Origin of the sequence: Kitasatospora sp. NPDC088351, from assembly GCF_040685575.1 — a bacterium.
Taxonomy (GTDB): domain Bacteria; phylum Actinomycetota; class Actinomycetes; order Streptomycetales; family Streptomycetaceae; genus Kitasatospora.
In genome coordinates, this window is sequence record NZ_JBFBIL010000006.1 from 97409 (window position 1) to 116947 (window position 19539).

At 69.6% G+C, this 19539-nt stretch carries 16 protein-coding genes and 1 pseudogene; 5 read left to right on the plus strand and 12 right to left on the minus strand.

What is annotated here, in order from left to right:
- The first annotated feature begins 71 nt into the window (after positions 1 to 71).
- Positions 72 to 1034, plus strand: coding sequence for a YihY/virulence factor BrkB family protein (locus AB0P06_RS06790; protein ID WP_363605591.1), 963 nt, complete (start codon positions 72 to 74; stop codon positions 1032 to 1034).
- Between the two features lie 29 nt (positions 1035 to 1063).
- On the opposite strand, the gene AB0P06_RS06795 is transcribed toward AB0P06_RS06790, so the two are convergent.
- From AB0P06_RS06795 to AB0P06_RS06815, 5 genes are all read right to left on the minus strand, one after another.
- The gene (locus AB0P06_RS06795; RefSeq protein WP_363605799.1) at positions 1064 to 2200 is read right to left on the minus strand and encodes a D-alanyl-D-alanine carboxypeptidase; all 1137 of its coding nucleotides are present in this window, start codon (positions 2198 to 2200) and stop codon (positions 1064 to 1066) included.
- Between the two features lie 922 nt (positions 2201 to 3122).
- Positions 3123 to 3365 (minus strand): hypothetical protein, encoded by a 243-nt coding sequence (locus tag AB0P06_RS06800; protein WP_363605593.1) that lies wholly within the window; start codon positions 3363 to 3365, stop codon positions 3123 to 3125.
- Positions 3366 to 3456: 91 nt separating this feature from the next.
- Positions 3457 to 4578: a helix-turn-helix transcriptional regulator gene (locus tag AB0P06_RS06805; RefSeq protein ID WP_363605595.1), complete on the minus strand. Its 1122-nt coding sequence runs from the start codon at positions 4576 to 4578 to the stop codon at positions 3457 to 3459.
- 214 nt (positions 4579 to 4792) lie between these two features.
- The gene (locus AB0P06_RS06810) at positions 4793 to 5377 is read right to left on the minus strand and encodes a recombinase family protein (protein WP_363605596.1); all 585 of its coding nucleotides are present in this window, start codon (positions 5375 to 5377) and stop codon (positions 4793 to 4795) included.
- A gap of 586 nt (positions 5378 to 5963) precedes the next feature.
- Positions 5964 to 7760, minus strand: coding sequence for a recombinase family protein (locus AB0P06_RS06815; protein WP_363605598.1), 1797 nt, complete (start codon positions 7758 to 7760; stop codon positions 5964 to 5966).
- Positions 7761 to 7820: 60 nt separating this feature from the next.
- Between AB0P06_RS06815 and AB0P06_RS06820 the strand changes: the two are divergent.
- Positions 7821 to 8009: pseudogene (locus AB0P06_RS06820) on the plus strand (hypothetical protein); the annotation flags it as partial.
- 97 nt (positions 8010 to 8106) lie between these two features.
- On the plus strand, positions 8107 to 9768 hold the full coding sequence (locus AB0P06_RS06825; RefSeq protein ID WP_363605600.1) for a hypothetical protein: 1662 nt from the start codon (positions 8107 to 8109) through the stop codon (positions 9766 to 9768).
- Between the two features lie 59 nt (positions 9769 to 9827).
- On the opposite strand, the gene AB0P06_RS06830 is transcribed toward AB0P06_RS06825, so the two are convergent.
- Genes AB0P06_RS06830 through sdhC form a run of 4 tightly spaced genes read right to left on the minus strand, consistent with a single transcriptional unit; the run spans position 9828 to position 13263 of the window.
- On the minus strand, positions 9828 to 10601 hold the full coding sequence (locus AB0P06_RS06830; RefSeq protein ID WP_363605601.1) for a succinate dehydrogenase iron-sulfur subunit: 774 nt from the start codon (positions 10599 to 10601) through the stop codon (positions 9828 to 9830).
- A complete protein-coding gene (sdhA, locus tag AB0P06_RS06835; protein WP_363605602.1) occupies positions 10601 to 12343 on the minus strand; it encodes a succinate dehydrogenase flavoprotein subunit in 1743 nt (580 codons plus the stop codon). Before sdhA ends, AB0P06_RS06830 begins: the two co-directional genes overlap by 1 nt.
- A gap of 39 nt (positions 12344 to 12382) precedes the next feature.
- Positions 12383 to 12874: a succinate dehydrogenase hydrophobic membrane anchor subunit gene (locus AB0P06_RS06840; RefSeq protein WP_363605603.1), complete on the minus strand. Its 492-nt coding sequence runs from the start codon at positions 12872 to 12874 to the stop codon at positions 12383 to 12385.
- Positions 12875 to 12882: 8 nt separating this feature from the next.
- Entirely contained in the window at positions 12883 to 13263 is a 381-nt protein-coding gene (gene sdhC / locus AB0P06_RS06845) for a succinate dehydrogenase, cytochrome b556 subunit (RefSeq protein WP_363605604.1), read from the minus strand.
- A 255-nt stretch (positions 13264 to 13518) separates the two neighbouring features.
- Between sdhC and AB0P06_RS06850 the strand changes: the two genes are divergently transcribed.
- Positions 13519 to 14280, plus strand: a complete 762-nt coding sequence (locus AB0P06_RS06850; protein ID WP_363605606.1) for a hypothetical protein — start codon at positions 13519 to 13521, stop codon at positions 14278 to 14280.
- 45 nt (positions 14281 to 14325) lie between these two features.
- Here AB0P06_RS06850 and AB0P06_RS06855 read toward each other — a convergent pair whose 3' ends face one another.
- The 3 genes from AB0P06_RS06855 to AB0P06_RS06865 all read right to left on the minus strand — a co-directional run bounded on the left by AB0P06_RS06855 (position 14326) and on the right by AB0P06_RS06865 (position 17573).
- Complete coding sequence (locus AB0P06_RS06855) at positions 14326 to 14811, minus strand: 2-oxo-4-hydroxy-4-carboxy-5-ureidoimidazoline decarboxylase (protein WP_363605607.1); 486 nt, start codon at positions 14809 to 14811, stop codon at positions 14326 to 14328.
- 307 nt (positions 14812 to 15118) lie between these two features.
- Positions 15119 to 16765 carry an alpha/beta hydrolase gene (locus AB0P06_RS06860; protein WP_363605609.1) on the minus strand — a complete coding sequence of 549 codons (1647 nt, stop codon included), beginning with the start codon at positions 16763 to 16765 and terminating at the stop codon, positions 15119 to 15121.
- A gap of 67 nt (positions 16766 to 16832) precedes the next feature.
- A complete protein-coding gene (locus AB0P06_RS06865; RefSeq protein ID WP_363605610.1) occupies positions 16833 to 17573 on the minus strand; it encodes an SDR family oxidoreductase in 741 nt (246 codons plus the stop codon).
- Between the two features lie 197 nt (positions 17574 to 17770).
- On the opposite strand from AB0P06_RS06865, the gene AB0P06_RS06870 reads away from it, so the two are divergent.
- Positions 17771 to 19360, plus strand: a complete 1590-nt coding sequence (locus AB0P06_RS06870) for a methylmalonyl-CoA mutase family protein (protein WP_363605612.1) — start codon at positions 17771 to 17773, stop codon at positions 19358 to 19360.
- The last annotated feature ends 179 nt before the right edge of the window (positions 19361 to 19539 follow it).

The following is a 19539-nucleotide window of genomic DNA, read 5'->3' on the forward strand; positions in this document are numbered from 1 at the left end:
GCTGACCCTTTGTCGGGGGCGGGCCGGGGAGCCTGACGACCGTTCGGGTGAGCGGCCGGTATAACCGGACGGTGGACTTTCTCACCCGCCTCCCGGTGATCGGCCCGCTCGTCGCCCGGCTCCTGCGCAGCCGCCCGTACCGGGTGTACGAGCACTTCAGCGCCGCCCGCGGCAACCGGCTCGCCGGGGCGGTCACCTTCTTCGGCTTCCTCGCGCTGTTCCCGCTGCTCACCGTGGCGCTGGCGATCGCGGTCGCGACCCTCACCGACAGCCGGGTCGCCGACATCGAGAAGCGCGTCTCCGACCAGCTGCCCGGCATCTCGGACGCGCTCAACCTGCCGTCGCTGGTGGCCAACGCCGGTACCGTCGGGCTGGTCAGCGGCCTGTTGCTGCTGGTTTCCGGCCTCGGCTGGGTGGACACCATGCGCACCTCGATCCGGGACATCTGGCAACTGCCCGAGGACGACGGCAACCCGGTGCTGCGCAAGGCCTGGGACTGCGCGGTGCTGTTCGGCCTCGGCGTGGTCTCGCTGTTCTCGCTGGCCGCCTCGGCCGCCGGGACGACCCTGGCGGGCCGGATCGCCGACTGGATCGGCCTGGGCACCGGCGGGCCCGGCGGCTATCTGCTGACCGCCGTCGGCCTGCTCATCGCGGTCGCCTCCGACACCCTGCTCTTCGCCTACCTGCTGGCGCCCTTCCCCCGGATCGGCGGCCAGCACCGGCGTGACGTGCTGCAGGGCGCGCTGATCGGCGCGGTCGGCTTCGAGCTGCTGAAGATCCTGCTCGCCTCCTACCTGGGATCGGTCGCCGGCAAGAGCCTGTACGGGGCCTTCGGCGTGCCGGTGGCGCTGCTCCTGTGGATCAACTTCGTCAGCCGGCTGCTGATGTACTGCGTCGCCTGGACGGCCCTGGCCGACCCGGCCGCCGCCCGGGACCGGGCCCGCGAGCGGGCCCGGGCGATGCTGACGGAGGCGGACCGGGCCGGGGCGGCTGCGGCGGAGCAGGGGAAGACCCGGCCTCAGGATCAGGGCTGAGGCCGGGCCGCACGGGCTCCCCCACCGGATCAGTCGGCGTGGACGCGCCGCCAGAGCAGGACCAGCGCCCCGCCGCCGACCACCACGAAGGCCAGGGCGATCCCCAGCCGGCCGGCCAGGCCGATCCCGGACTCCCCGTCGGCGCCGGCCGCCGGCTGGGCCGCCGTCGAGGTGCGCGGCGGCGGCGCGGGCTGGCCGGTGGTGCCGCCCGCCTGCCCGGTCGGTGTGGGCTCGACGCCGTCGGCCGGGGCCTCGTCCACCAGCCGCCCGACCGGGGTGACCTTGCCGGCCGCCGCGAAGCCCCAGTCCAGCAGCGCCGCCGTCTCGTCGTAGACCTTCTGGTAGGTGTCCGGGTGCATCACCGTCACCAGCAGGGTGCGCCCGTTCCGTTGGGCCGCGCCGACGAAGGTCGAACCGGCGTTGGTGGTGAAACCGTTCTTCACCCCGATCAGGCCGGGGTACTTGCCGAGCAGCCGGTCGGTGTTGGCGATCCCGAAGCTGCCGCGCTGGCCGGTGTTCTTGTCGACCGCGCCGGGGAACTGGGCCTCCCGGGTGGCGCAGTACGTCCGGAAGTCGGGATTGCGCAGGCCGGACCGGGCGAACAGGGTGAGGTCGTAGGCGGAGGAGACCTGGCCGTCCATGTCGTAGCCGTCGGGCGAGATCACCCTGGTGTCGCGGGCCTGGAGGGCGTCCGCGCGGGCCTGCATCTCGGTCACGGTCTGCCGGATGCCGCCGTTCATATGGGCCAGGACGTGCACCGCGTCGTTGCCCGAGCTCAGGAACACCCCGCGCCACAGGTCCTCGACCCGGTACTCCAGGTTCTCCTTGATGCCGACCAGGCTGCTGCCGGCGCCGATCCCGGTGATCTCCTCGTCGCGGACCTTGTGCACCGTGTTGCGGTCGAACTTGGGCAGCACGGTGTCGGCGAAGAGGATCTTCAGGGTGCTGGCCGGGGCGAGCCGCAGATGCGGATTGCTGGCCGCCAGCACGTCTCCTGACGCCGCGTCGGCGACTATCCAGGACTGCCCGGTGAGGCCGCCCGGTAACGCGGGGGCGCCGGCCAGTGGGGCCACCTGGGCCCCGGGGAGCCCCAGCCGTTCGCCGCCCACCGCGGCCGGCGGGGGAGCGGGTGCGTACGGGGCCGCGACGGCGGAGGGGGTGGCCAGGAGGGTCGGGAGGGCCGCGGCGACCGCGGCGAGCAGGTGCGTGAGCTTACGGCGAGTGGGCACCAGCAGACCGTACCCACTCCGGGGATTCGTTGTTCGCCACTCCGGCTCTGTCCCCCGCAGGAGGGGCCCGCCGTACGCCGACCGGCCGCCCGCGCATACTGGGAGCACACCGTCTGCACACCGCCGCCCGCCGAGGACCACCATGAAGCTCAGCCGCCGTACCTCCTGGTTCCTGACCGCCTTCGGCGTCTGGTCCATGATCATCTGGACTACGATCTAGGGACAACTACTCTGTACGCGGATGGGCCCGGGGCACCACAACGGCCAGTACTGATCAGGTTCGAACAACCGCCCGCCGTCCGGCGCAGCGCGGTTGTCCAGGATGGACCCATGGCTAAGGACAAGACCACCCCCCGACACGCAAGGGCCCTTCTCGCTGTTTCAGGCGCTCATTCCTCGGGCCACGATGAAGGTGACGACCGCCACCCACAACAGCCACCCGAGGCAGTAGACGGCCCTACGCACGGTCCACTGCGTCCGGCCGCGCCGTCCACTCAAGCCCGCCACCAACGGGACCGCCGGTTGGTCTCCGCGAGGGCGCTCCGGATGCGGGTTATGGTCGGCGACTCGGGTACGGGCTCAAGGGGTGGGGCAGGCCGGTCGTCCTCGTCCACCTGGATGTCCAGTTCCTCCACCGGTTCAGGTTCAGGCTCCATCCCGGATCGCCTCCTCATCGGCAGCGAGGTGCTGTGCGAGGCTGCGCTGAAGGTGGCACGCGATCGTCGGGAACCACTCTTCGGGGTAGCGCCGGATCGCATCGTGGAGCTTGGAGCAGCCATCGCACTCCGACCCGTCCGGGGAGGGTTCAACCTCCGGCGGGGGAAGGGCGGAAAGGATGCGACGGATGAGTTCGCGGGGGCTAGACCCGACCACGCTGCGCCCCTTCCTCCCAGTCCAGCGGGGCGAACTGGAACGGGTTCGGCGGGCGGCGCTGCTCCTCAGCTTGGGCCTTCCGGTAGTCGGCCTGACAGGCGCGGATCAGGGCGGGGCTGGCGCGCTTGCTGGGAGGTCGCAACGTCTTACGTCTGTGGGCCGTGACTCCGTCGCTGGTGTCGGCCTCAGTCCCGATCTCGGTGGTGCTGGTGCTGGTGCTGGCCGCCATCGGCTCCACTCCTCATCCACAATCGGAGCAGGAGCGTGCCCCCTCCGACCGGCCGCCAGCGAGGGGGTAGCCAGAGGGGGTAGCCAGACAGCTATGCGTCAGCCTCAACCTCAGCCATGAGGAGCCGCAGCGTAAGTGAGTGCTTCTCGGGTGGTAGCGCATCCAACGCCGAACGCGCGTAGGCAATTCCGCCCGCCCGATCGCCCGACTGCGCCAGCATGAGCCCCTTGTGCATCTCCAGGTGCGTCCGGAACCGAGGAAGGCTGTCCGGGAGCAGCCTCCCAGCCTGCTCTTGCGCTTCCAGGGCGCGCCGTTCTTCGCCGAGTCGCGCCAACAGCAGGGAGCAGAAGACGTTCATGCGCCACTCCGGCACGGCGTAGTCGGACGACTCGTTCGCTGGGCTCGCCGCCTTCTCGAACACGCGCCATCCCTCGTCCATCAGCGTCAGCGCGCCGCGTCGGTCACCTCTGATCGCCGCCGTGTGCGCCTTGCCCATGAGCGCGTTCAGGCGCCCGAGGGACGGCCTAGGAGAGAGGGCTAGGGCTTGGTCGGCCATCTGATCGGCGACCGCCAGTGATGCGCCCTCGTAGCCCAGCGCGATGGCCGCGCGACCCCGCACCCACACCCGCGCAGTGACATCCTCCGAGCGGTCCGCCATCGTGGCAGCGACCCGGTACCAGTTCCCCGCACGCGCCCCATCGCTGCCCGGGAACGTCTTGGCGTAGAGCGTCGCCAACTTGGCTGCCACGTCCCACATTCCGGGCCGTTCGAGCTGCTGTTGTAGCACCACCAGATCACCGGCAAGGCGGCGCTGAATCTCGGCAGCCCCGGCTGACATGTAGTCCCGGCCGTACGTCACCAAGCGATCCTGCCAGTCGTCCACGCTGGGACCGCTGCGCAGCGCCGACGCGAAGCCATGGTGAAGTAGATCGGCAGCCGTGCCGGGAGCTATCGCTGTCGCTGCTGCCGTCGTAAGAAACGATCTTCTGTCCACGTCCGCCATCTCAAGTGTGGTCAGAGGGACTTGCAAGACGGTAGCCATCGCAGGTAGCCACTTCTTCGGGGTCCTGCCCCCGTTCTCCCAGCGGCTGATGTCCGTTCGCCGGAACGTCTGGCCCGTGACCTCTTCCAGCCGCGCAACAAGGTCGTTCTGCGACATGCCTAAGGCAACCCGCAGTTCCTTGATCAGAGCACCGATCGGGGTAGATGGCATGGCGGCAGCGTACGCCGCGTGACTGGCCGCTGCCCCTCGCGTGTGCGCGCGTATTGGGCCACGAGGCCCGGACCTGGTGACCCGTACGCGAACGGGGCTGTTATCCCTAGCCGGTCGCCGGAGATTTCGACTTCGGGTCCTACCCCACACCCCCAAGCGCAAGAGAGACCGCCTACCTCAGCGGGCAGACGGTCTCTCGGTACTTGCGTTCGGATCACTCGCTGTCGGCAAGCGCGCGGTACAGCGTGGCGCGTGAGACGCCCAAAGCCTTCGCGATGGCTGAGACGCTTTCTCCCTTGGCCTTGCGCGCCATGGCAGCAGCGACCTTGTCAGCGTCCATCACAGCGGGTCGGCCGCCAGTCCGCCCCTGAGCCTTGGCGGCTTCCAGTCCGGCGCGGGTGCGGTCCTTGATCAACGAGCGCTCGAACTCGGCCATGGCGCCGACGACTTGGAGCATCAGGCGGCCGTCAGGGGTGTTCGGGTCGATGCTGGCCAGCGCGCCCGTGAGGACCTTGAAGCCGATACCCCGGGCCGACAGCGCGTCCACCATGGTCACCAGGTCAATCAGCGACCGGGCGAAGCGGTCCAGCTTCCACACGCACAGGGTGTCACCGGGGCGGAGGTAGTCCAGGACGGCGGCAAGCTCCGGGCGGTCGGTGTTCTTCCCGCTGGCCTTGTCGGTGAAGATCCGGGCGCAGCCAGCGTCGGTCAGCGCGTCGTGCTGGAGCTGGGCTTCCTGGTCGTCGGTGGACACTCGGGCGTAGCCGATCAGGTGGCCGGTGGTCTTGTTCGTCGTCATGCCCCGATCGTCTCATAACGCGTCTCAAAACATCAAGCTCCGGGGGAGGGTTGTGAGACGGGTTTTGAACACCGAATCAACCCTGGATCGGCACTGTCGGCGGGTGTCTCAATAACCATCGTTTGTGAGACGGCGGACGGTGATCACTCGCGGTGACGGCGGCGCAGCGAGGGAGGCGGGCGCAGGACTGCGACTCTGGGGCTTTTGTGGCGAAAGCCCTGGAAGGGCCCGTGAGCGGCCGCTCTCGCCCCCAATGGCACCCATTGCCGACCCGGCCTCCCGAGCTCGCCGTAGCCCCCTTCTGGCCGCTTGTGGAGCCTGCCTGTGCGTAGGCGGCCTCTCGGTGCAGCGGCGGGGCGGGGAGGGGCACGGAGTGTCGAATGTCGATTACGAACCCTGTTTTGGCTTGCCCTAAGAAAACCTATAGGCGACCTACTTTTGGGTTCAGAATCGACATTCAACACTAAGCCCAGGTCAGAGGGGGTGTGGGGCGGTGTCGATCCTCTCCGCTGTGTCGGCGAGAACCGCCTAAATGCGAAACGGCCGCTCCCCGCGAGGGAAACGACCGTTTCTAGTGTGGCGCGTGTCACACCGCCGCTAGTTCCTGCTCGTCCTCTTCGTCATCTTCCTTGGGGAGTTCAACCCACGTGAAGTGGACTCGGTCTTCCGTTTTGATGATTTTCTTGGTCTCGGGGTCTCGGCCTCGGCCTACCATCACCCCCGTGAGGAAGTACGAGAGGAAGTCGCGCTGTTCCTTGGTGGACCAACTTGCCCACACACTTTCCTCGCCGATCGGGTCGAGCCCAGAGAACCACTCGTCCGGAAGTTGGATGCTGCCGGATACCTGCTCGTCCAGCTCGGCCAAACGGGCGGTGCACTGTTCTTCGAACTTCCGGTACTGGCCGATGGTCGCCCGCCACGTGTTCAGCTCGTCGCGGCCCTTGTACAGCCCGGCCTTACGGTCCTGCTGCAAGTCCTTGATCGACTGCTGCACGTGCTCAAGGTGCGTCGCTGTCTCTCGGCGTTCCTCAGCGACCCCGGCAAGGTCCTTTTGGGTCGCATACCGGACGGCCACAGCAGCGAGCCATTCGCGGTCTTGCTCATCATCCATATCGGCGTGATTTAGCCTCGCCCACACCCGACGGGCAACGTGGTCGTCGAGGTCTTCTCGCTTGATCCCGAGTCCGCCGTGACCCTTGGGGTTCGCGCAAATGTAGGTCTCGGTCCAAACCTTCGTGCGCCCCTGGAAACCCGAGGATTGCCCCATGGAACCGGCGCAGAGTTGGCACCCGAGGAACCGCCAACCAGAGAGAAGGGTCGGGACGACGTTCGCGTTCCCGGGCTGTGCCTCGGGGCGGGAGCGCTGCTTGCGCTTCTCCTGCAACTCCAGCCAGCGCGCACCCGAAATAATGCCCTCATGGGGCGTGAGCGGCTGTCCGGCCTCATCTCTACGGATGACGTTGATGTGCGACTTGCCACGCGGTACCCGCTCGAACGCAAACCCGCCGATAACGGGATGGTTAAGAATCCAGCGGACCGTCTGAGCCCGCCACGCGATCGGCCGTTCCGAACCGTCCATCCGGCGCGCTGTGATGCTCTTCATACGGTTCTCGGTGTTCCGGCGCTTGGACATTCCGGGGGCCGGAATCTTCTCCTCTTCGAATGTCGTTGCGATTTTGTTATCTGACACGCCATCAAAAGACATGGCTACCATGCGCTCCACCATCTCGATGTGGTCCGGATTGTCGGCGTCCGGTTCGAGTACGGATATCACCAGGTTGTCAACCTGCTTCCGGATGGCGCGCATGCCGTAGACGGCCGTGGACGAGTGGATACCACCCAAGGCCGCAATCTGTGCTTTGGCCCCGGCCAGACGCTCGGCCTTGGTGTCGCTGTCCTGCTTCGCAAGGGCCGCAATCAGGGCGAAGATGGCCACCCCGATAGGATTGGACGTGTCAAGGAAGGGCTCAAGAACAGACATGAATCGGACGCCGTGGGCGCGGAACTCCTTGTCGATCTCCAGCGCGTCATGGGCACCCTGGCGGGTGAGACGCGACAGCTCGTTGACAATGCACACGTCACCTTCCCCGGCGCGCACGTCGCCCATCATGCGGTCGAAGTCTTCGCGGCGAACCTTCGGGTCCCAGCCGGAACGTCCCTTGTCCACGTACTCACCGACCACGATCCACGGCACGCCCCCTTGCATGTTCCGGGAGGCGACCAGCGCGTGACCGGCGGCAAGTTGGGATTCGGTGGAGACCTCGGAGCCGTCCGTTCGGGCCGAAGATTGACGCGCGTAGAGGAATACGCGGACGGCGTCCATGTGTGCGGGCAGGACGGTGGGGGAGAGGAAGGGTGTCATGGTGTGGTCGTCGCGCTGCATAGGCGCTGACCTGCCCTTTCGGCTCGTTGGTGTTTGGTACTTAGTACTTTGCCATAGACAACCTTCGTCAAGAACCTCTGGAAGGACTCCGGCGGCCAGGCCTTCACCAATGGCGACCACTCCCAGCCCACCGCCTTCTTCTGGATCCACCTCCTGCTGGCCGTCACCTCCTTCGTTCTCGGCGTCCTGGTCGGCACCGTCGGCGTCCGCGGCCTGCGCGCGACCCGCCGCACCCCGGCCACCGGCTGACCGGTTTATTCCTGTTGCGGGGCCGCCCGGGCCGCTGGCAGGATCCCCACCGCTTGATCACATATCGAATCTGTCTTCGATTTCAGGGGTGGGATTCATGAACCACGTGCACCACCGTCGACTCGGCGGGGTCGCCGCGATCGTCGTGGCCGCCGGTCTGGTCGCCGTGCCGACCACGGCCTCGGCCGACACGGGCCCGATGGTCCTGGGGACGACGGCCTATCCGCAGCCGCGAATCTCGTCCACGGGTGTGCGCACCGACGCCTGCGACTGGACCGCCACGCCGGGCTGGATGGCGAGAACTGGCAGCGATCCCACCCTCAACGCCACGGTCGCCGGGGACGGCAGCGGCTCGCTCTCGGCCCGCTTCGAGGTCTGGGACCAGATGACGGGCGCCGACAGCGCCGTGTTCAGCGGCGTTGCCCCGGCCTACGCCGGGCAGGCGCGCATCAATGTCCCCGGTCTGCTGGACGGGCACAGCTACACCTGGCGCACCTGGGCGCTGCAGGGCGACCGAACCTCCGCGCCGGCGCCGGACTGCCACTTCCGGGTGGACACCACCTCGCCGACGGTCTCGGTCGCGTCCCCGGACTTCCCGGCCGACGGATCCGGAGGCACGGCCACCAAGTACGCGGGCCAGGTCGGCACTTTCGTGCTCAACGCCGCCGACCCGGCCCCGGACGGTGGGGAGGCCTCCGGTGTCGCCTGCGTCCGGTACGGCTTCGACATGCTGGGCGTGGGCGGCGACTGCACCGCGCCGGGTACCGTCAGGCCGGGCGCCGACGGGACGCTCACCCTCCAGCTGAAGGTCCTGCACTGGGGCACCAACACCCTCAACGTCGAGGTGATCGATGACGCGGGTAACTCCGGCCGGGTGTCCTACACCTTCTACGCCCCATCGAACCCGAACCCGCCGAAGACTCTTGGCGACGTCGACGGTGACGGCACCGCGGACATCCTGCTGCCCGACGCCCAGGGCAACTTGCAGTACTTCGGCGTCAACGCGGGCGACACCGCTCCGAGTTCGACGATCCAGGGCAACCGGGCACCGTACGACGGCAGCTGGGCGCCGTTCCAGGTGGCCCACCGCGGCTGGTCGAAGTCCCACGCGCCGTCCTCGGACGACCTCTTCATCCACAAGCCGGGCGACGGTTACCTCTACCTGTACCAGAACGTCGACTACGGATCCTTCACCGGGTACATGACGGACGCCCAGCGCTCGCGCAGCTGCCAGGACGATGCCGGGGCAACCGTCGCCTGCCCGGCGGACTTCGCGTCCGACTGGTCCAAGGCGGACCAGGTCGTGGCGTTCGGCCCGGTGACCGACGCCACCTCACCGTCGCTGCTGACGCTTGAGGACGGGAACCTCTGGCTGCACGCGGGCGGCAACTTCGGGTTCGGCTCCCAGAAGGCCCGGAAGCTCACCACCACCGGCGACTGGAGCGGCTACGACCTGATCGCACCCGGCCCGGACGCGTCCGGGAGCCTCACGCTCTGGGCGCGTGAGCGGGCCGACGGCACGCTGCACGCGTACCCGGTGCCGAAGCAGGCCAACGGGCTGTTCGACTTCTCCGCCCTCGCCGACCCCGCCGCCGGTGTCGTGGCGAGCGGCTTCACCGTCGGGGCGTACCCGACGCTGGGCAGCTCGGGCGACGGCGACGGTGACGGTGCGCCGGACCTGTGGGCCGTCACGGCCGACCGGCACCTGGTGACGTACAGCGGCTGGAGTGCCCCGAAGGACCTCGGCGTGCTGCGCTGAGAAACGGCCGAGGCCCCGTCCGGTCGGATGACCGGACGGGGCCTCGGTTCAGGCCGGGATCAGAAACGGCGGGTGACCAGCGCCCGCTTCACTTCCTGGATCGCCTTGGTGACCTCGATGCCACGCGGGCAGGCCTCCGAGCAGTTGAAGGTGGTCCGGCAGCGCCAGACACCCTCGCGGTCGTTCAGGATCTCCAGCCGCTGCTCCGCACCCTCGTCGCGCGAGTCGAAGATGAAGCGGTGCGCGTTGACGATCGCGGCCGGGCCGAAGTACTGGCCGTCGTTCCAGAAGACCGGACAGGACGACGTGCACGCGGCGCACAGGATGCACTTGGTGGTGTCGTCGAAGCGCTCGCGCTCCTCGGCGGACTGCAGGCGCTCGCGGGTCGGGTCGTTCCCCTTGGTGATGAGGAACGGCATGACGTCCTTGTACGCCTGGAAGAACGGGTCCATGTCCACGACCAGGTCCTTGAGGACCGCGAGGCCCTTTATGGCCTCGATCGTGATCGGCTTCTCCGGGTTGACGTCCTTGATCAGGGTCTTGCACGCCAGCCGGTTGCGGCCGTTGATCCGCATCGCGTCGGAGCCGCAGATGCCGTGCGCGCAGGAACGGCGGTAGGTGAGGGTGCCGTCCTGCTCCCACTTGATCTTGTTGAGCGCGTCCAGGACGCGCTCCTTCGGGTCCAGGGTCAGCTGGTAGTCGACCCACACCGGGTCCGGGTGCTCCTCCGGGTTGAACCGGCGGATCCGGAAGGTGACGGTGATCAGCTCGACACCGCCCGCCTCGACCGCGTCCAGAGCGGCCGAGTGCTTCTCCACAGTCGGAGTGCTCATCAGTACTTACGCTCCATCGGCTGGTAGCGGGTCGTGACGACCGGCTTGTAGTCGAGGCGGATGGAGGTGGTGCCGTCCTCGGCAACCTCCTGGTACGCCATGGTGTGCTGCATGAACTTCACGTCGTCACGGGTCGGGAAGTCCTCGCGGTAGTGGCCGCCGCGCGACTCCTCACGGGCCAGCGCGGAGACCGCCAGCACCTCGGCCAGGTCGAGCAGGTTGCCCAGCTCGACGGCCTCCAGCAGGTCCGTGTTGTAACGGAAGCCCTTGTCCTGGATGGCGACGTGCTTGTAGCGCTCGCGCAGTGCGGCGATGTCCTCGACGGCCTGCTTCAGGGTCGCGCCGGTGCGGTAGACCATGGCGTTGGTGTCCATGGTCTCCTGCAGCTCCTTGCGGATCTGCGCCACGGACTCGGTGCCGGTGGACTCGCGCAGGCCGTCGACCAGCGCCTGCACCTTCTCGGCCGGGTTCTCGGGCAGCTCGGTGAAGCCCACCGTCTGCGCGTAGTCGGCGGCGGCGATGCCCGCGCGCTTGCCGAACACGTTGATGTCCAGCAGCGAGTTGGTGCCCAGCCGGTTGGCGCCGTGCACGGACACGCAGGCGACCTCGCCGGCCGCGTACAGGCCGGGGACGACGTCGGTGTTGTTGCGCAGCACCTCACCCTCGACGTTGGTCGGGATGCCGCCCATGGCGTAGTGCGCGGTGGGCTGGATCGGGATCGGGTCCGTGTAGGGCTCGATGCCGAGGTAGGTGCGCGCGAACTCGGTGATGTCCGGGAGCTTGGCGTCCAGCTGCTCCGGCGGCAGGTGGGTGAGGTCCAGGTAGACGTGGTCGCCGTCCGGACCGCAGCCGCGGCCTTCGCGGATCTCGGTGTAGATCGCGCGGGAGCAGACGTCACGGGACGCGAGGTCCTTCATGACGGGGGCGTAGCGCTCCATGAAGCGCTCGCCGTCCTTGTTGCGCAGGATGCCGCCCTCGCCGCGGGCGCCCTCGGTGAGCAGGATGCCCATGCGCCAGATGCCGGTCGGGTGGAACTGGAAGAACTCCATGTCCTCCAGCGGCAGGCCGCGGCGGTAGACCAGGGCCTGGCCGTCACCGGTGAGGGTGTGGGCGTTGGAGGAGACCTTGAAGAACTTGCCGGTGCCGCCGGAGGCGAACACGACGGACTTGGCCTGGAAGACGTGGATCTCGCCGGTGGCCAGCTCGTAGGCGACGACGCCGGCCGTCTTGCCGTCGTTGATCAGCAGGTCGAGGACGTAGAACTCGTTGAAGAACTCGACGCCGTGCTTGACGCAGTTCTGGAACAGCGTCTGGAGGATCATGTGACCGGTACGGTCGGCCGCGTAGCACGAGCGGCGGACCGGGGCCTCGCCGTGGTTGCGCGAGTGGCCGCCGAAGCGGCGCTGGTCGATCCGGCCCTGCTCGGTCCGGGAGAAGGGCAGACCCATCTTCTCCAGGTCGAGGACGGCGTCGATGGCCTCCTTGCACATGATCTCGGCGGCGTCCTGGTCGACCAGGTAGTCACCACCCTTGACCGTGTCGAAGGTGTGCCACTCCCAGTTGTCCTCCTCGACGTTGGCGAGGGCGGCGCACATGCCGCCCTGGGCCGCGCCGGTGTGGGACCGGGTGGGGTAGAGCTTGGTCAGCACGGCGGTACGGCTGCGCTGGGTCGACTCGATGGCCGCGCGCATGCCGGCGCCGCCTGCGCCGACGATGACGGTGTCGTACTGGTGAATCTGCATGGGGGTTCTAACTCGCCTCTGGCCTCTGTCGATGTCCGATTAGATGTTCGGGTCGAAGGTGAAGATCACCAGGGTGCCGAGCAGCACGGTGAAGACCGTGGCGGCGCCCATGAGGCCCTTCAGCCAGAGCCGGGTGGAGTCCTTCTCGGCGTAGTCGTTGATGACCGTCCGCATGCCGTTGGCGCCGTGGAGCATGGCGAGCCAGAGCATCAGGAGGTCCCAGCCCTGCCAGAACGGCGAGGCCCAGCGGCCGGCCACGAAGGCGAAGCCGATCTTGGAGACGCCGCCGTCGAGCACCAGCATGATCAGCAGGTGGCCGAGGATCAGCACCACGAGGACGATGCCGGACAGGCGCATGAAGAGCCAGGCCAGCATCTCGAAGTTGGTGCGGGTGCGGCGCGGCGTCTTCCTGGTCCGCTTGCGGGGCGGCTCGATGACGAACTCGTCGGCCGGGTTACCGGTGCCGAGGCCCTTGCCGGTGTGCGCCTGGGCGGAGGGGACCACCAGGGCGTCGGAGATTTCCGTGGACATGTCTCAGATCACTTCCCGAACCACGTGAGCAGGGTGTGTTCCAGGATGTTGTAGAACGAGCCGGCCAGCAGCACGACCCACACCCCGACCACGGTCCAGAGCATCTGCCTCTGGTACTTCGGGCCCTTCGACCAGAAGTCGACGGCGACGACCCGGAGGCCGTTGAGAGCGTGGAACAGGATGGCGGCCACCAGGCCGTACTCCATCAGGTTCACCAGGGGCGTCTTGTACGTCTGAATGACGGTGTCGTACGCCTCGGGCGACACCCGCACCAGGGCGGTGTCCAGGACATGAGCGAACAGGAAGAAGAAGATGAGGACGCCGGTGACTCGATGAGCCACCCAGCTCCACATGCCTTCCCGGCCGCGGTACAGCGTTCCAGCCGGCACGGAAAAACCCTCCGGGAGCGGATTGGGGGCTCGGCCGGCTTCGGTGTCGGTCAGCCCGGCCGGGTACGGTCCACCGGCCGCCAGCATCCTATCGACGCGTTGTCGGGAACCGCCTCCGGGGGCCCGAGGTGTGATCAATCAGGCACGACTGGCCTAGCCGGACGGGAACCGGGGCGCCATTGCTCGCTCTGGGTGACCGTTCGGCTGCGCTACGGTGGCGGCCCCTCCCGTCGACGACACCCTGCCGAGGCCCCCGTGCCGCTCCGCCCGCCCCGACCGTCCGTCGCCGTCCTCGTCTCTGTCCTGCTCGCCGCCGGCTGCACCACGGTCGGCCGCTCCGCCGACCAGGCCGGGGCCGGGCGCGAGCTGTCCGCCGCCGAGCTGCGGGCGGCCGCGGTGGCCGACGGCGACCTCGGGCCCGGCTACACGGTGACGGTGATGACGTCCGGCCACGGCGAGACCGGCTCGGGTGGCGGCCGGGAGGTCTCGGACACGCCCGCCTGCCAGCCGTTGCTGGACGTGGTGACCCCGGCCGTGGCGGCCGGCGGCGGCTCGGCCTCGCCCGGCCCCGGTCGGCCGTACGCCGAGACCGATCTGAGCGTGGCACGGGCGGCCGACCCCAGGGGCGGCGTGTACGGCGGGCTGCTCGGCTACCGGGCGGGGCGGGCGGCGCAGCTCCTGGCGGAGCTGGAGAAGCTGTTCGGCCCGTGCGCGTCGTTCGCCTCCACCGCCCCGCCGCCGCCCGCGGAGAAGGGGAAGCGGGGGGTGCGGACCAGGCACCGGCTGGGCCGGGACGACACGCCCACGCACGGGGGAGCGGACACCGTGACCGGATTCACTCTGACGAATGAATCGGGCACGGTGACGCTCTCCCAGCGTGCGGTGCTGGCCCGGGTCGGTCCGGTGCTGGCGGTCTTCACCACCGTCGGCGTCGGCGCGGGGCCGGCCGCCGCGCCGGACGAGCGGATCGTCCGGCAGCAGGTGGCCAAGCTGCGCGCCGCGCAGACGAAGCGGTGAGGAGAGGTAGGGAGGGATGAGGGGACGGGGCGTGGTGACCGGGGCTCAGCGCGCCCCGGTCGTTGTCTGGGTGGCGACCAGGTGCTCCAGGCGGGTGAGGGCGATCCGGCGCAGTTCGTCGGCCGCGGTCAGCCGCTCCTCGTCCGGGTCGTTGGCCAGTCGGGTGCGGATCGAGGAGAGCACGGTGTCGAGCATCTCCTCGGGGGCCACGCCCTCCAGGCAGACCACGAAGACGTGGCCGAACCTGGCCTCGTACGCGGCGTGGGCCGCCCGCAGCGCGGTGTGCGCCGCCTGGCTGCCGGGTGCGCGCATGCCCAGGAGGGGCTGCGGCATCCAGCTCTCGTCCGCCAGCGCCTCGGCCAGGTCGGCCGGGCGCAGGTCGTAGGAGGCCTCGCTGGCGGCGGCCAGCAGGGACTCGATGTCGGGGTAGGGACGGTGCGCCGTGAGCCGGAGGGCCCAGCGGTGACTGCCGCAGCAGGCCAACAGGGCCTCCTCGGCGGCGCCGACGTCGGCTTCGTTGAAGCGGTGCAACCCGAGGAGGGTCGGCTCGGAACTGGGATCGAGCCGCTGTGACGGGATGTCGCTGGCCAGCGGGTCCTCCTCGTGAGGGCGGGAAGGTGCCGGTGAAATGGGGTGGTGGAGCAGCTGAAGTATGGAGCTGCGGGGCGGCGTCCAGCGCCCGCCGGGCAGCGGCTCAACGGTAGTTGAGCGGTCATCAGTTGGGGAGGGTGCACGCGGAATTCATCCGATCGAGCTATCAAGTTGTGACGTTGACAGCTCTGCGTCAGCACCCTCCCCGTGTTCATCTGCTAATAACCGCCCCGCACGGGAGCGGCCGTCAGGAACAGCGCGTCCCGGCGGCCGGCAGGGTGCCCTCGGTGAGATACGCCTCCATGGCCCGGTCGACGCAGACGTTGCCCTTGCCGAACGCGCCGTGGCCCTCGCCGGTCAGGGTCAGCAGGGTGGCGTTGGCGAAGCCCTTGGCCAGCGCCTCGGCCGCCGCGTAGGGGGTGGCCGGGTCACCGGTGGTGCCGACCACCAGGATCGGCGCGCTGCCCTCGGCGCGGACGGTGTGCGGCTTCTCGGGCGTCTCGAACGGCCAGTTCGCGCACTGGGGCTCGCTGAGGTCGTCGGCGGTGGTGCCCTTGGTGAGCAGCGGGGCCTGCTCCTGGAGCTGCTTCACCGCCGCCTGGGCCCGCTCGGGGGAGGGGGCCGGGGCTGCGACGTCCGCGCAGCGGATCGCCCTCAGCGCGTCCTGGCTGGGGTCGTAGTGGCCCTTCTCGTCCCGGCCGTTGTACTCGTCGGCGAAGGCCAGCAGGCCGTCGCCCTTGCCGTGCAGCATGGCGAGGTTGAGCGAGAGCCGCAGGTACTTCCAGGTGGTCTTCTCGTCGCCGTAGAGGAGGCTCATGGTGCCGGTCCAGCCCTGGCCGCTGCCGACCCTGCGGCCGTTGACGGTGAGCGGGTGGTCGCGCAGGCCGTCCAGGAAGTCGGCGGCCTTCTCGGCGGCCCTGGCCGGGTCCTTGCCGAGCGAGCACTCGTCGGCGTGGTTCTCGACGCAGTCGGCGGCGAAGCGCTCGAAGGACTTCTCGAAGCCGATCTGCTGCTTGATACTGCTGTCCAGCCTCTCCTGGGTCGGGTCGACGGCGCCGTCCAGGATGAGCCGGCCGGTGTTCTTCGGGAACTCCTCGGCGTAGAGCGAGCCGAGGTAGGTGCCGTAGGAGACGCCGAGGTAGTTGAGCTTCTGGTCCCCGACGGCGGCGCGCAGCACGTCCAGGTCGCGGGCGGTGTTGCGGGTGCCGATGAAGGGCAGCAGCCTGCCGGAGCCGGCCTGGCAGGCGGCCGCGAACTCGGCGTTCCGCTGCTGGTGCCGGGCCTTGCGGGCCTGGGGGTCCGGCAGGTCGTCCTGCTCGCCGAGCGCGTCGTGCTGCTTGTCGTCGAGGCAGACGACCGGGGAGCTGTCGCCGGTGCCGCGCGGGTCGAAGCCGATCACGTCGAAGCGCTTGTGCAGGGTGCCGTCGAACCGTTCGGCGCCGTACTTGACCATCTCGACGCCGGAGGCGCCGGGGCCGCCGGGGTTGACCATCAGCGAGCCGATCCGCTGGTCCGGCCTGGCGGCCGGCAGCTTGATCAGCGCGAGGTCGAGGGCGTCGGTGGCGGGGTCGGCGTAGTCGAGCGGGACGTGCAGCCGGCCGCACTGCATCCCGGATATGTCGATCTTGGCCTCGGCGGCCTTGGGATCGGCGGGGCAGGCGGCCCAGGTGATCTGCTGGCCGTAGAAGGGCTTCAGTGCCGGGTCGTCGGCCCCGGTGGGCCGGGGGGCCGGCGTCGGGGTGGCCATCGGTGCGGCCGGTGCGGGCGAGGTGGTGCCGGCGGCCCGGTCCTGGCCGGACGTGGCGCCGTCGTCGCAGGCGGAGGCGAGGAGCAGGGTGCCGGCCGCGAGCACGGTCAGCAGCACCCGTGGGCGGGCGGCCCGAAGAGATGTCATCGCACGTGTGTACCACTGCCGGGTGACACGTTTGATCATGCCCCTGGGCCGTCCGCCCCGCGCGGTGTCAGGCCCGGTGGACCTTGTGGTTGGCGGCCTGCGCCCGCGGGCGCACCACCAGCAGGTCGATGTTGACGTGCGACGGCCGGGTGACCGCCCAGGCGACGGTGTCGGCGATGTCCTCCGAGGTCAGCGGCTCGGCCACGCCCGCGTACACGGCCGCCGCCCGCTCCTCGTCGCCCCGGAAACGGGTCACCGCGAAGCCCTCGGACTTCACCATGCCCGGCGCGATCTCGATCACCCGGATCGGCTCCCCGCACAGCTCCAGCCGGAGCGTCGCCGCGATGGTGTGCGCGGCGTGCTTGGCCGCCACATAGCCGCCGCCGCCCTCGTACGCGGCCAGCGCCGCGGTGGAGGAGAGCACCAGCACCGTGCCGTCGCCGCCGGCCCGCAGCGCCGGCAGCAGCGCCTGCGTCATGTGCAGCACGCCGAGCACGTTCACCTGGTACATCGCCAGCCAGTCGGCCGGGTCGCCGGTCGCCACGGACTCGGCGCCGATCGCGCCGCCGGCGTTGTTGACCAGCACGTCCACCCGGCCGACCCGGGCCGCGAAGGCGTCCACGGCGGCCCGGTCGGTGACGTCCAGGGTGTGCGCGCGGCCGCCGATCTCCTTGGCCAGCGCCTCGATCCGGTCGGTCCGCCGGGCGGTCAGCACCACGTCGAAGCCCTCGGCCGCGAGCCGGCGGGCGGTCGCCGCGCCGATTCCGCTGCTGGCGCCGGTGACCACGGCCACCTTCTGCTCGGTCATTGCCACTCCCTCGGGGGAACACGTCGGTTTGGGAAGTACTTCAGTCGCTCACCCGATCATCTCAACGGAGACGGCCGTCCCCCGTGCGGGGAACCCCGCTGTCGTGGCGGCCGCCCGGCCGGGAGCGGGCCCGTTACATTGCGGGATCAGCCGACTACCGGCCGACGATCCCCCTCCTCACCCCCGTGGAGAGTCCCATGGCAGCCGAGCCGCGCCGCACCGAGTCGGGCTTCCCGATCGAGCCCCTGTACGGTCCCGAGGACCTGGCCGGCTGGGACCCCCGGCAGCGCCTGGGCCGGCCGGGGGAGTACCCCTACACCCGGGGCGTCTACCCGTCGATGTACACCGGCCGGCCGTGGACGATGCGCCAGTACGCCGGCTTCGGCACCGCCGCCGAGTCCAACGCCCGCTACCGGCAGCTGATCGCCAACGGCACCACGGGCCTGTCCGTCGCCTTCGACCTGCCCACCCAGATGGGCTACGACTCGGACGCCCGGATCGCGGCCGGCGAGGTCGGCAAGGTGGGCGTCGCGATCGACAGCGTCGAGGACATGGGCGTCCTGTTCGACGGCATCCCGATGGACGGGGTCTCCACCTCGATGACCATCAACGCGCCCGCGGGACTGCTGCTGCTCCTCTACCAACTGGTCGGCGAGGCACAGGGGGTGGCGCCGGGCCGGCTGACCGGCACGATCCAGAACGACGTGCTGAAGGAGTACATCGCCCGCGGCACGTACATCTTCCCGCCCAAACCCTCGCTGCGGCTGGTCGCCGACGTGTTCCGCTACTGCCGGGCCGAGATCCCGAAGTGGAACACCATCTCGATCTCCGGCTACCACATGGCCGAGGCCGGGGCGGACCCCGCGCAGGAGATCGCCTTCACCCTCGCCAACGGCGTCGAGTACGTGCGCACCGCCGTCGCGGCCGGTATGGACGTCGACGACTTCGCGCCCCGGCTCTCCTTCTTCTTCGTCTCCCGCACCACCCTGCTGGAGGAGGTCGCCAAGTTCCGTGCCGCCCGCCGGATCTGGGCCCGGGTGATGCGCGAGGAGTTCGGCGCGAGGAACCCGAAGTCGTGGATGCTGCGGTTCCACACCCAGACCGCCGGGGTGCAGCTCACCGCGCAGCAGCCCGAGGTCAACCTGGTCCGGGTCGCCGTGCAGGCGCTCGCGGCGGTGCTCGGCGGCACCCAGTCGCTGCACACCAACAGCTTCGACGAGGCCATCGCGCTGCCCACCGAGAAGGCCGCCCGGCTCGCGCTGCGCACCCAGCAGGTGCTCGCGTACGAGACCGACATCACGGCCACCGTCGACCCGTTCGCCGGCTCGTACGCGGTGGAGGCGCTGACCGACGAGGTGGAGGCCGCCGCCGTCGCGCTGCTGGCCAGGGTGGAGGAGCTCGGCGGCGCGGTGGCCGCGATCGAGACGGGCTACCAGAAGGCCGAGATCGAGCGCACCGCCTACCGCGTCCAGCAGGAGACCGACTCCGGCGAGCGGACCGTGGTCGGCGTCAACCGCTTCCAGCTGGACGCCGAGGAGCCGTACGAGCCGCTGCGGGTGGACCCGGCGATCGAGGCGCGGCAGGCGGGCCGGCTCGCCCGGCTGCGGGCCGAGCGCGACTCCTCGGCCGTGGGCCGCGCCCTCACGGGGCTGCGCCGGGCCGCCGGGGGCCGGGAGAACGTGCTGTACCCGATGAAGGAGGCGCTGGCCGCCCGTGCCACGGTCGGCGAGGTGTGCGATGCGCTGCGTGAGGTGTGGGGCACCTACACGCCCGTCGAACGGTTCTGAGCGGACGTCAAGGTGCCCGGGAGGCAAGGGTGGTGGGGTTTGCCGGCCTGCCCGTGACCCCCGGCCCGGGTGGTCGTTGCACAGGTCAGGTGACCCCGGGGAAGGCGGCTGAAACGAGATGTCATACCCACCTGTGCGGCCGGTATGCACCCATCCGGGGACTTCTTTCCCGGAAGTCG